Here is a 12,626-nt window from a genome sequence, read left to right as displayed (position 1 = left end):
ATGAACGCTGCACCCCCTCCCTCCGGATCCTCCCTGACCGAGCGCATCGAGGACGTCGACGTCTCGGCCGAGATGGAGGGGTCGTTCCTCGAGTACGCCTACTCGGTCATCTACTCCCGCGCCCTGCCCGACGCCCGCGACGGCCTGAAGCCGGTGCAGCGCCGCATCCTCTACATGATGAGCGAGATGGGCCTGCGCCCCGATCGCGGCCACGTGAAGTCGGCCCGCGTCGTCGGCGAGGTGATGGGCAAGCTGCACCCGCACGGCGACGCCTCCATCTACGACTCGCTCGTGCGCCTCGCGCAGCCGTTCACGCTCCGGGTCCCGCTCGTCGACGGCCACGGCAACTTCGGCTCGCTCGACGACGGCCCCGCCGCCGCCCGCTACACCGAGGCCCGTCTCGCGGCCGCCGCGACGGCGATGACCGAGCACCTCGACGAGGACGTCGTCGACTTCGTCCCCAACTACGACAACTCGCACGACCAGCCCGAGGTGCTCCCCGCGGCGTTCCCGAACCTCCTCGTCAACGGCGCGAGCGGCATCGCGGTCGGCATGGCCACCAACATGGCCCCGCACAACCTGATCGAGGTCATCGGAGCGGCGCGGCACCTGATCGCGCACCCCGACGCCTCGCTGGACGACCTGATGTCGTTCGTCCCCGGCCCGGACTTCCCCAGCGGCGGCACGATCGTCGGGCTCGCCGGCGTCCGCGACGCCTATGCGACCGGCCGCGGCAGCTTCAAGACCCGCGCTCGCGTCTCGGTCGAGAGCATCACCGCCCGGAAGTCCGGCCTGGTCGTCACCGAGCTGCCCTACCTCGTCGGCGCCGAGAAGGTCATCGACAAGATCAAGGACGGCGTCCAGAACAAGAAGCTGAGCGGGATCGCCGACGTCACCGATCTCACCGACCGCGACAACGGCCTCCGCCTCGTGATCGGGATCAAGACCGGCTTCAGCCCGGAGGCGGTGCTCGAGCAGCTGTACCGCTACACCCCGCTCGAGGACGCCTTCTCGATCAACAACGTCGCCCTCGTCGACGGCCAGCCCCGCACGCTCGGCCTCAAGGAGCTGCTGCAGGTCTACGTCGGGCACCGCCTGACCGTGGTGACCCGCCGCTCCCGCTACCGTCTCCGCAAGCGCCAGGAGCGGCTGCACCTGGTCGAGGGACTGCTGATCGCGATCCTCGACATCGACGAGGTCATCCAGCTGATCCGCGCGAGCGACGACACCGCCGCCGCCCGGGCCCGGCTGATCGAGGTCTTCGACCTCAGCACGATCCAGGCCGACTACATCCTCGAGCTGCAGCTGCGCCGCCTGACGAGGTTCTCCCGGATCGAGCTCGAGACCGAGCGCGACACCCTGCTCGCCGAGATCGCCGAGCTCGAGGCGCTGCTGGCCAGCCGCAGCCGCCTCGAGGCACTCGTGTCCGACGAGCTCGACGACGTCGCGCAGCGTCTCGGCACGCCGCGTCGGACGCTGCTCACCGAGGCGCGCCCCTCCGTCGCCACGACCGGCCGGAAGACCGCCGCCGTGCTCGAGATCGCCGACCTGCCGTGCCGGGTGCTGCTGAGCACCACCGGGCGGATGGTGCGCATCGACCGCGACCCGGAGGCCGCGCCGCACCCCGAGCGCGCGACCCGCCGCAGCAAGCACGACGCGGTGCTCAGCACGATCGACACCACCACGCGCGCCGAGATCGGCGCGGTGACGACCGCGGGCCGCCTGCTGCGCTTCTCCCCCGTCGACGTCCCGTCCGTCCCGTCCTCCTCGGTGCAGCTCGGCGCCGGCGTCCGGATGAGCGACTACCTCAGCCACCTGGCGAAGGACGAGCGCGTCCTCGCCCTGGTCGCCCTCGACGACCCCCGCCCGATCGCCCTGGGCACCCTGCAGGGCACGGTCAAGCGCGTCGCCCCGGGCGACCTGCCCAACCGCCCGGACATCGAGCTGATCGCGCTGCGGCCGAAGGACGCGGTCGTCGGAGCCGCGCCGTCGGCCGACGAGGACGAGCTCGTCTTCGTCACCGGCGAGGCCCAGCTGCTGCGCTTCTCCGCCTCGGCGGTGCGCCCGCAGGGCCGGACCGCGGCGGGCATGGCCGGCGTCAAGATCAGCGAGACCGACGAGGTCGTCTCCTTTGCGGTCGTCCCCGAGTCCGAGCGCGACGAGACGGTCGTCGCGACCGTCGCCGTCGACAGCTGGGCCCTCACCGGCACCGACACCGGCAGCGCCAAGGTGTCGGCGTTCTCGGAGTTCCCGCCCAAGGGCCGCGCGACCGGCGGCGTCCGCGCCCAGCGCTTCCTCAAGGGCGAGACCGCTCTCGGCGTCGCCTGGGTCGGCCCCGGCCCGGCGCACGCGCTCGAGGCCGACGGCAGCGTCGCGGCGCTGCCCGACTCCGGGATGAAGCGCGACGGCTCCGGCGTCGCCCTCGCAGCCCCGGTCGCCAGCATCGGCGCGGCTCCCGAGCAGTTCTAGACCGTCGTCCCGCGCCGCCCCGGCGCGGGACGGGCCTCAGACGTCGATGCGGTCGCGCGAGAGCGTCTCGGAGCCGCGGACGATGAAGTCCTTGCGCGGCGCCACCTCGTTGCCCATCAGCAGCTCGAAGACCCGGCCGGCGTTCTCGGCGTCCGACACCTTGACCCGGCGCAGCGTCCGCCGCGAGCGGTCCATCGTCGTCAGCGCGAGCTGGTCGGCGTCCATCTCGCCGAGGCCCTTGTAGCGCTGGATCGGGTCCTGGTAGCGGCGGTTCGCCTTCGACAGACCGGCCAGGACGCCCTGCAGCTCCTTCTCGGAGTAGGTGTAGATCGTCTCGTTCGGCTTCTTCCCGGAGTTCATCACCACGACGCGGTGCAGCGGCGGCACCGCGGCGAAGACCCGGCCGGCCTCGACCAGCGGCCGCATGTAGCGGAAGAAGAGGGTGAGCAGCAGCGTGCGGATGTGCGCGCCGTCGACGTCGGCGTCGCTCATCAGGATGATCTTCCCGTAGCGCGCGGCCGGCAGCTCGAAGGAGCGACCGGACCCCGCCCCGATCACCTGGATCATCGAGGCGCACTCGGTGTTCGAGAGCATGTCGGCGATGCTCGCCTTCTGCACGTTGAGGATCTTGCCGCGGATCGGCAGCAGCGCCTGGTACTCGCTGTTGCGGGCGAGCTTCGCGGTGCCCAGCGCCGAGTCGCCCTCGACGATGAACAGCTCGCTGTTCTCCACGTCGTTGCTGCGGCAGTCGACGAGCTTGGCCGGCAACGAGGAGGACTCGAGCGCGTTCTTGCGGCGCTGGGTCTCCTTGTGCGCACGGGCCGAGATCCGCGACTTCATCTCGGCGACGAGCTTCTCGAGCAGCTGCGACATCTGCGCCTTGTCCTCGCGCTTCGTCGAGGCGAAGACCGCGCCGAGGGTCGAGGTGATCGTCTGCGCGACGATCGCGCGCACCGCCGGGGTGCCGAGGACCTCCTTCGTCTGGCCCTCGAACTGCGGCTCGGGGAGGCGCACGGTCAGCACCGCGGTGAGACCCGCGAGCGCGTCGTCCTTCTCCAGCTTGTCCGAGCCGGCCTTGAGCTTGCGGGCGTTCGCCTCGACCTGCGCGCGGAGCAGCTTCAGCAGCCCCTGCTCGAAGCCGGTCTGGTGGGTGCCGCCCTTGGGCGTCGAGATGATGTTGACGAAGCTGCGCAGCACGGTCTCGTAGCCGGTGCCCCAGCGCAGCGCGATGTCGACCTCGCAGGTGCGCTCGACCTCGGTGGGCACCATCGCGCCGCCGGGGGTGAGCACCGGCACGGTCTCGGTGAAGGTGCCGCTGCCGGTGAGCCGCAGCACGTCGGTGACGGCCGCGTCCGGAGCGAGGAACTCGACGAACTCCGAGATGCCGCCGTCGTAGCGGAACATCTCGGCGCGGCGCTCCTCCTCGCGGTCGTCGACGATGTCGATCGTGAGCCCCGGCACCAGGAAGGCGGTCTGCCGGGCGCGGGTGACGAGATCGTCGGTCTGGAAGGCGGCGCCCTTGGTGAAGATCTGCCGGTCCGCCCAGTAGCGGACCCGCGTCCCGGTGACGCCCCTCTTCACCTTGCCGACGATCTCCAGCTCGGAGCCGTTCTCGAACGGCGAGAACGGAGCGTCCGGGGTCGGCTCGCCCGAGTCCGCGAAGCGGCCGGGCTCGCCGCGGTGGAAGGACATCCGGTAGGTGCGGCCGTCGCGGTCGACCTCGACGTCCAGCCGCTCCGACAGCGCGTTCACGACTGAGGCGCCCACGCCGTGCAGGCCGCCGGAGGCGGCGTACGAGCCGGAGCCGAACTTGCCGCCCGCGTGCAGCTTGGTGAAGACGACCTCGACGCCGGTCAGCCCGGTCTTGGGCTCGATGTCGACCGGGATGCCGCGGGCGCGGTCGCGGACCTCGACGCTGCCGTCCTTGTGCAGCACCACGCTGATCTCGGTGCCGTGCCCGGCGAGTGCCTCGTCGACGGAGTTGTCGATGACCTCCCAGAGGCAGTGCATCAGCCCGCGGGAGTCCGTCGAGCCGATGTACATGCCGGGGCGCTTGCGCACCGCCTCGAGGCCCTCGAGGACGGAGAGGTGCCGTGCGGAGTAGTCGGTGGAGGCCATCCGACCAGTCTAGGTTCGAGGGGCGACACCCCGGCCGCGGCGCGGCGGAGCGCGATCACGGTGCTCATGGCCTGGGAAGTGCGCCGGGGGACCTACGCGCAGAGCGAAATGCCACGGGATCGACTCTGCCGGGAAACATCCGCGTGCTTTGATGGTTGGACCAAGGGAAGGGCGGAGCCGAGAGGCCGAGTCCACCGAAGTCGAAGACCCGAGCGCAGGAGGCCACGTCATGTCGACCACAGCAACCCAGAACGGCGTGGACGAGCTCGCTGGATCGCAGCAGCTCTCCGCGGCAGACCGCTGCGACAGCTGCGGAGCCCAGGCCTACATCCGTGTCGTGGTGAACAGCGGAGAACTGCTGTTCTGCGCGCACCACGGCAAGAAGTACCAGGAGAAGCTCTCCAGCATCGCCCAGAGCTGGCACGACGAGTCGGCGCGCCTCTTCGAGGAGCAGCGCCCCTAGTCCGTCCGCCCACCTCGCCGGTGGGGAGCGGGACTCCCTACCGGCCGACTCCGAGCCGCTTCGCGATCACTTCGCGGGCGGCTCGAGCTGTCTCATCCGCCGCGCGGATCCGCTCGTCCCGGGTCGAGTAGAGCAGCCCGCGCCGCTCGGCCACCCGGTGCAGGATCGCGTCGGCGAGGACGGGGTTCTTCGCCAGCACGGGACCGTGCAGGTGCGTGCCGAGCAACGACCCCGCGGCGTAGCCCTCCACTCCCCCGCCGTCGCCGGTGCCGTGCAGCACCCGGCTGAGGACGTGAGCGGGGTCGATGCCGTCGAAGCGCCGGGCGTGGTTCTCGAAGCCGACGAGGACTCCAGCGCTCGACTCGACGACGAGGTCGTCCGTCGACCGCTCGGCGGTCACCGCGCGACCGGGGAGGACCCCGATGCCCGCGACGACGGCCTGGGGCGTCGCGAACGACTCGGCGAGCAGCTCCCAGCCCGCGCCGACGGCGACGACCTCGGTCTCGTCGCGCACCCAGCCGTGGACCGTGTCGCCGACGGCGCGGAGGAGGTCGAGCACGGCGGGCAGGTCCTCGTCCGCTCCCGTGCCGGCCACGAGCACGTCGGGCCGCTCGGAGAAGTCGGCCTCCTCGCGCAGCGCCAGGACCCGGGCGTCGAGACCGGCCCAGCCGGCGCGTGCCGCGAGGACGCGGGCGTTCGCCGCGTCGCCGTTGCTGTCCAGGACGTCGGGGGCGAGCACGCCGATCAGCAGGGTGGTCACGCGGTCTCCTCGCGGTTGGAGGCGAGCTGGAGGTGGGCGCGGGTGCGCCGCATCGAGTCGGCGGAGAAGACGATCGTCTTCCGCCCGTGGCTCGGAGCGGGCAGCGCGAGGAAGGTGTCGAGCGCCCGGCCGAGGTCGTCGTCGACCGCGTCGATCGCGACCCCGTCGTAGCGCAGCTGCAGCGCGGCCTCGTGCGCCTTCGAGCCGGAGACGACCCGCACCCGCCCGAGGCGGGCGGTGTCGACCGGCCAGAAGTAGGACGGGTCGCGGACGTCGGAGCCGAGGGCGAGCATGATCTGCTCGGTGCCCTCGGGGATCTCCGCGATGTTGAGGCGGTAGCTCGCCGGGTTCTGCACCAGGACGAACTCGACCTCCTGGCCGCGCACCGTCACGATCTCGCCGCGCCCGAAGACGGGGTCGATCGAGGAGAGCGCCTCCGCGGTGATCGCGGGGAGGAAGCGGGTGCCGAGGATCGCGCGCGCCGCGGAGACCGCCGAGGCGGCGTCGACCGCGTAGTGCACGCCTCGGGCGGGGAGACGGACGTCGAGGACGTCGCCGTCGCTCCGGATCGTCGCGGCGGCACCGGTGGTCGTCTCGACGACGGTCGTCGCGCGCCCGTCCTGGCCCTCGGCGTCGGCCGCGTAGCCGAGCCCGCCGACGGCGGCGGCGCGGACGGCTGCGGAAGCGCCGTACCAGCGCAGGCGGTCACTCGGCAGGCTCGTCGCGATGTCGGCGACGTGGCGGTCGTCCGCATTGAGGACGACGGGGCCGGTGGCCCGGGTCGCGATGGTCGCGAGCATCCGGGCGACCATGGCCGGGTCGAAGAAGCGGTCGATCTGGTCGACGACGACGTTGGTGAGCAGCACGACGCGCGGGCTCATCCGCGGCGCGAGCCGGGCGCCGTGGCCCTCGTCCATCTCGAGGACGGCGATGTCCGCGTCGATCCGGCCGCGGAGGTCGGTGCGCTCGAGCAACGCCGAGGTCAATCCCTGCGCGATGTTCGCGGTCGAGGGGTTGGTGAACACCCGCAGCCCGTGGGCGCGCAGGACGGCCACCAGCATCTTGGTCGTCGTCGACTTCCCGGCCGAGCCGGTGACGACGACGAGGCCGTCGGTGAAGCCGTCGAGCACGGCCGGGAGGAAGCCCGGCGCGAGGCGGTTCACGACGAGTCCGGGCACGGCGGAGCCTCCGCCGGGCTTGCGGACGCGCGCTGCGAACCGGGCGGCCCTCCCGAGGAGGACCGCCGGCGCGTAGCGGATCACCGGCTTACTCGAGGTAGTCGCGGAGCGACTGCGAGCGGGACGGGTGGCGGAGCTTGGCCATCGTCTTGGACTCGATCTGGCGGATGCGCTCGCGCGTCACGCCGAAGGTGTCGCCGATCTGGTCGAGCGTCTTGGGCATGCCGTCGCCCAGGCCGAAGCGCATGCGGATCACGCCGGCCTCGCGCTCGGAGAGGGAGTCGAGGAGCGACTCGAGCTGCTTCTGCAGCATCGTGAAGCCCACCGCGTCGGCCGGCACGACCGCCTCGGTGTCCTCGATGAGGTCGCCGAACTCGCTGTCGCCGTCCTCACCCAGGGGGGTGTGCAGCGAGATCGGCTCGCGGCCGTACTTCTGCACCTCGATGACCTTCTCGGGGGTCATGTCGAGCTCTCGGGAGAGCTCCTCGGGCGTGGGCTCGCGGCCCAGGTCCTGCAGCATCTGACGCTGGACGCGGGCGAGCTTGTTGATGACCTCGACCATGTGCACCGGGATGCGGATGGTGCGGGCCTGGTCGGCCATCGCGCGGGTGATCGCCTGGCGGATCCACCACGTCGCGTAGGTCGAGAACTTGAAGCCCTTGGTGTAGTCGAACTTCTCGACCGCGCGGATCAGACCGAGGTTGCCCTCCTGGATCAGGTCCAGGAACTGCATGCCGCGGCCGGTGTAGCGCTTGGCGAGGCTGACCACGAGGCGGAGGTTCGCGCCGAGCAGGTGGCTCTTGGCGCGCTGCCCGTCCTTCGCGACCCAGCGCAGCTCGCGGACGAGCTCGGGGCTGAGGTCGCTCGAGTTCGCGAGCTTGTCCTCGGCGAAGAGGCCCGCCTCGATGCGCATCGCGAGCTCGACCTCCTCGGCCGCGTTCAGGAGCGCGACCTTGCCGATCTGCTTCAGGTAGTCCTTGACCGGGTCGGCCGTGGCTCCGGTGATCGCCGTCGAGTAGACGGGGACCTCGTCGTCGTCGCCGCCGAAGGAGAGGACGAGCGCGCCGCTGGGCAGCGGCTCGGCCGGAGCGGCGGCCGCGACGACCGGCGTCTCGGTGTCGTCCTTGGCCTCGGTCTCGGTCTCCTCGACCACGACCGCGGTCTCCTCCTCGGCGTCGGCGTCGCCGTCGACGTCCTCGGGCTCGGTGGGCTCCTCCTCCGTCGCGGCGGGAGCCGCGGCCTTGGTGGTCGCGCGGGCGCGGGTGGTCTTCGCCGCCGGCTTGCGCGCGGCGGGCTTCTTGGTCGTCGTCACGTCGTCGTCGACGGCGTCGAGCGTTGCGGTCTTGGTAGCTCTGGTGGCCATGGCGGCACCTCTCCATCCGTTGCGTCCCGGCTGCGGGCGAGGCCGGGAGGCGTCGTCCGTCGGTGGGCATTACGAGGACCCATGTCAAGTCGAGGGGATCGCACGCCCGACGTGGGCGCCGTGCTCCTCGACCCGAACGGGTCCTATTGACAATTATTGCACGCCTGAGTAGTGCGGCCGTGCGCTCAGGGCTTCGGCACTCCGGGAGGAGTCCGACGCGAGGCCATGCGGGGCCTCGCGGGAGAACGGGGAAGGGCGGGTCCGACGGTCAGCGTCCTGCGCGGCCACGACGGAGACGGTCGTTCAATGCAACCCACAGAGGGGCCACCGTTATTCCCTCGTCCTCGGCGAGCCGGCGCCGGGTCCTGCGGCGCGCCGTGATCAGCCCGATCACGCCCGCTCCGACGACGACGTACTGGATGCACCAGGCGAGCCGGAAGTGGTCCATCGAGTAGAGCCGGGCGGAGTCCGCGCCCGGCCCTGCCAGCGAGTCGAGCAGCAGCCCCATCAGGAACATCATCGTGAAGCTCGCGAGGAAGCCGCCGACGTTCACGACGCCGTTCGCGGCGCCGAGGCTCCGGGACGGGTTGAAGGTGCGCGCGAAGTCGAAGCCGATCATCGATCCCGGCCCGCCGGCGCCGATGACGATCAGCAGCAGGACGATCAGCCAGTACGGCGGGACGCCGGGCCAGAACAGGACGACGGTCCAGGCCACCGCCATCGCCGAGACGATGCCGAGCACGAGGTTGCTCCGCCGCATCGGGTGCCGGGCGGTGAGGACGCCGAGGATCGGGCCGACGACGATGCCGGCGACCACGACGATCGTCAGCGTCGGAGCGGCGACGCCCGGCTCGAGGCCGATGGCGTAGACGAGGAAGGGATACCCCCAGAGCAGCGTGAACACGGTGCCGGAGGACTGCGTCACGAAGTGCGACCAGAAGCCCAGCTGCGTGCCCGGGCGGCGCAGGCTGACACCCAGCTGGGCGATCGTGGCGCGGAGCGTCGGCGGCACCAGGACGATCGGCTCGGTCCGCGGCGGGACGTCGGTGATCAGCAGGAGCACGCCGAGGAAGGCGACGGCGCCGATCCCGGCGACGGAGAGGAAGGCGGGGGTCCAGCCCGCCGCGTGCAGGATCGCGGCGAAAGGCAGCGCGGAGAGGATCTGGCCGACCTGCCCGATGTTGCCGATCCACTGCGAGAGCTGCGGGACGATCGGTCCGCTGAACCAGGTCACGGTCAGCCGGATCACCGAGGTGAAGATCGCCGCGTCGCCCGCACCCACCAGGATCCGGCCGACGATCGCGACGCCGAGGGACGGCGCGAAGGCCAGGACGATCTGGCCGACCATCATCAGCGCGGTCCCGCTGAGGATCAGCGTCTTCGGCCCGAAGCGGTCGATGAGGATGCCGACCGGGATCTGCATGCCGGCGTAGACGATCAGCTGGACGACGGCGAGCGAGGAGAGCATCGCGGCCGAGATGCCGAAGCGCTCCGCCGCGTCGACGCCCGCCACTCCGAGCGTCGTGCGGTCGAGGACGGCGACCAGGTACGCGAAGGCACCGGCACCGAAGACGAACCAGGCTCGACGAGATCGCACTCGCCAGAGACTACCAAGCGGGCAGAGACCACCGAGCGGGCAGCGACCACCGTGCGGGCCGCTGCCTCAGGCGGCTACGGCGCGGTCGGCTCCTCGCCGGGCCGCTTGATCGCCAGGAACTTCTCCAGCTCGGCCGCGAGCGCGTCGGCGGTCGGGACGAAGCCGTCCTCGTCGGTGAGCGGCGAGCGCAGGCTCGTCCCCTCCATGTAGGTGTCGTGCCGCGACTCGAGCGCCGCGACGAGCTTCTGCAGCTCCTCGTTCGAGCCGACCTGCTCGTCGACCTTCGCGAGGAACTCGCGGCCGCTCTCGCGGAGGCTGTCGGTCGGGAAGATCAGCCCCGTCGACGCCGAGATGCTCTCGAGCGCGGCGACGGCCGCCTGGGGGTAGGCGGTGTCGGAGAGGTAGTGCGGGATCAGCAGGGCGAAGCCGACGGCCGGGAGCGCCCGGTCGTAGAGGCGGAGCTCGAGCAGGTGCAGGACGTTCGCGGGCACCTGGGTGACCGGCTTCCACACCGACATGGCCTCGATCAGGTCCTCGCGGTTGCCGCTGACCGTCACGCCGACCGGCCGGGTGTGCGGGACGGGCATCGGGATCGCGTGCACCCAGGTGGTGCTCGCGATCTCGAGCCGGTCGATGAGCTCGAGCACGGCCCGGGTGAAGCGCTCCCACTGGTAGTCCGGCTCGAAGCCGGTGAGCAGGAGGAACGGCTGGTGCAGCTCGTCGTGCGCGAGCGAGAGGCGGAGGCTCGCCGGGGTGTAGTCGGTGAGGTGGTCCTGATCGAAGGTGATGATCGGCCGACGTGCGCGGTAGTCGAGCAGCTGGTCGGGATCGAACTCGACGACGGTCCGGTGCTCGAGAGTGCCGTGCAGGTGCTCGGCGAGCTGGCCGACCGCACCTCCGGCATCGGCGAACCCGGTGAGGCCGGCCACGAGGTGGAGGCCCCGCGGGACGTCGGCGAGGTCGCCCTCGATCGCGAAGAGGTCTGCAGGATCCGGCATGCGATCCAGCCTAGACGGCCCACCGGGGCGGCTCCCCGGCGGCGCTGAGCCCTGAGCGAACAGCCGCGACGGGGCGGCCGAGCGCCGTCCCGGCCGCGCCTAGCATTGCGCTCATGCCCCTCTCCTCTCTCGAGTACACGACCGTCCCCGCCTCCGATCTCGACACCGGCGCTCTCGTCCTCGGCGTCGCGCCCGGACCGGACGGCCCCCGTCTCGTCGGCGTCGACGGCTTCGACGACCTCGTCGCCGCCCTCCCCGCGCTCGGGGTCACCGGCTCCGCGGAGTCGCTGACGCGGGTCCCCTCCTCCGTCCGCGCCGGCGTCGTCGTCCTCGTCGGCCTGGGCTCCGCGGAGCCGAGCGCCACCGTGCTGCGCACCGCCGCCGGACTCGCGGTCCGCAGCCTCGCCGGCACCGCCTCGGTCGCCCTCGCCCTGCCCACCGGCGACGAGGACGCGCTCCTGGCCGTCGCCGAGGGAGCCGCGCTCGGCTCCTACAGCTACACCGCCTTCCGGCACAGCACCCTCGACGCCGCGAAGGCTCCCGTCGAGCGCGTGCTCCTCGTGACCTCCGACGAGTCCGCCGACGCGGCCGTCCTCGAGCGCGCCCTGGTCGTCGGTCGCGCCGTGTCCGCCGTGAAGGACCTGGTCAACGCCCCGCCGTCGCACCTCTATCCGCAGACCCTGGCCGAGGCCGTGCAGGAGGGCGTCGAAGGGCTCCCCCTCGAGGTCACGGTCTGGGACGAGTCGGCGCTCGAGCGCGACGGCTTCGGCGGCATCCTCGGCGTCGGCAGCGGCTCGTCCCGCCCACCGCGCCTCGTCAAGATCGCCTACTCCCCCGAGAGCACGCCGGAGTCGGCGACGGTGAAGCACCTCGCGCTGGTCGGCAAGGGCATCACCTTCGACAGCGGCGGACTCTCCCTCAAGCCGCCGGCCTCGATGATCGGCATGAAGGACGACATGACCGGCGCGGCGACGGTCTACGCGGTCGTGCGCGCGGCCGCCGAGCTCCGCCTGCCGGTGCGGGTCACCGCCTGGCTCTGCATCGCCGAGAACATGCCCTCCGGCACGGCCATCCGCCCGAACGACGTGCTCACGATCCGCGGCGGGAAGACCGTCGAGGTCCTCAACACGGACGCCGAGGGCCGCCTCGTGCTCGCCGACGGCCTCGTCGCCGCGAGCGAGGAGCAGCCCGACGCGATCGTCGACGTCGCGACGCTGACCGGCGCCGCCGTCGTCGCGCTCGGCAACCGCTACACCGGCGTGTTCGGCGACGACGAGCTGGTCGCCTCCGTGCTGGAGTCGGCGCGCAGCACGGGCGAGCTCTTCTGGCACATGCCGCTCCCCGCGGAGCTGCGCCCGCTGCTCAACTCCGAGATCGCCGACATCGCCAACATCAAGCCGGGCAACACCGCCGGCGGCATGCTGATCGCCGCGCACTTCCTCCAGGAGTTCGTCGGCAGCCGTGGCGAGGGCCCGGACGCGGCGCGCATCCCGTGGGTGCACCTCGACATCGCCGGCCCGGCGAACAACGGCGGCGGCGGGTACGGCTTCACCGGCACCGGCCCCACCGGGGTCTCGGTCCGCGCCCTCCTCGCCCTGGCCGAGGGCCTGGCGAGCGCGTAGTAGGGTCGACGGGGCGGGATCTCCCGCCTCGTCCCCCCTCCGACCGGCCCGCGCACAG

General features: G+C 71.8%; 9 protein-coding genes. 3 read left to right on the top strand and 6 right to left on the bottom strand.

The window, feature by feature from the left end:
* Nucleotides 1-2,469, top strand: a complete 2,469-nt coding sequence (locus tag C1I64_RS05640) for a DNA gyrase/topoisomerase IV subunit A (protein WP_123703567.1) — start codon at nt 1-3, stop codon at nt 2,467-2,469.
* Nucleotides 2,470-2,505: 36 nt separating this feature from the next.
* Here the strand turns inward: C1I64_RS05640 and C1I64_RS05635 are convergent, their stop codons facing one another.
* Nucleotides 2,506-4,587 carry a DNA gyrase/topoisomerase IV subunit B gene (locus C1I64_RS05635; protein ID WP_127886487.1) on the bottom strand — a complete coding sequence of 694 codons (2,082 nt, stop codon included), beginning with the start codon at nt 4,585-4,587 and terminating at the stop codon, nt 2,506-2,508.
* Nucleotides 4,588-4,816: 229 nt separating this feature from the next.
* Between C1I64_RS05635 and C1I64_RS05630 the strand changes: the two genes are divergently transcribed.
* On the top strand, nt 4,817-5,050 hold the full coding sequence (locus C1I64_RS05630; RefSeq protein ID WP_123445851.1) for a DUF7455 domain-containing protein: 234 nt from the start codon (nt 4,817-4,819) through the stop codon (nt 5,048-5,050).
* A 37-nt stretch (nt 5,051-5,087) separates the two neighbouring features.
* On the opposite strand, the gene C1I64_RS05625 is transcribed toward C1I64_RS05630, so the two are convergent.
* From C1I64_RS05625 to C1I64_RS05605, 5 genes are all read right to left on the bottom strand, one after another.
* The gene (locus C1I64_RS05625; RefSeq protein ID WP_127886486.1) at nt 5,088-5,810 is read right to left on the bottom strand and encodes a cobyric acid synthase; all 723 of its coding nucleotides are present in this window, start codon (nt 5,808-5,810) and stop codon (nt 5,088-5,090) included.
* Complete coding sequence (locus C1I64_RS05620) at nt 5,807-6,988, bottom strand: MurT ligase domain-containing protein (RefSeq protein ID WP_127886485.1); 1,182 nt, start codon at nt 6,986-6,988, stop codon at nt 5,807-5,809. Before C1I64_RS05620 ends, C1I64_RS05625 begins: the two co-directional genes overlap by 4 nt.
* Nucleotides 6,989-7,076: 88 nt before the next feature.
* Nucleotides 7,077-8,351 carry an RNA polymerase sigma factor gene (locus C1I64_RS05615; RefSeq protein WP_123703559.1) on the bottom strand — a complete coding sequence of 425 codons (1,275 nt, stop codon included), beginning with the start codon at nt 8,349-8,351 and terminating at the stop codon, nt 7,077-7,079.
* 268 nt (nt 8,352-8,619) lie between these two features.
* Entirely contained in the window at nt 8,620-9,948 is a 1,329-nt protein-coding gene (locus C1I64_RS05610; RefSeq protein ID WP_127886484.1) for an MFS transporter, read from the bottom strand.
* 74 nt (nt 9,949-10,022) lie between these two features.
* Complete coding sequence (locus C1I64_RS05605) at nt 10,023-10,946, bottom strand: proteasome assembly chaperone family protein (protein WP_127886483.1); 924 nt, start codon at nt 10,944-10,946, stop codon at nt 10,023-10,025.
* 113 nt (nt 10,947-11,059) lie between these two features.
* Here C1I64_RS05605 and C1I64_RS05600 point away from each other — a divergent pair, with 113 nt between their 5' ends.
* The gene (locus tag C1I64_RS05600; protein ID WP_127886482.1) at nt 11,060-12,568 is read left to right on the top strand and encodes a leucyl aminopeptidase; all 1,509 of its coding nucleotides are present in this window, start codon (nt 11,060-11,062) and stop codon (nt 12,566-12,568) included.
* Nucleotides 12,569-12,626 lie beyond the last annotated feature (58 nt).

The organism is Rathayibacter festucae DSM 15932, assembly GCF_004011135.1.
Lineage (GTDB): Bacteria > Actinomycetota > Actinomycetes > Actinomycetales > Microbacteriaceae > Rathayibacter > Rathayibacter festucae.
This window is presented reverse-complemented; position numbering and strand designations above follow the sequence as displayed.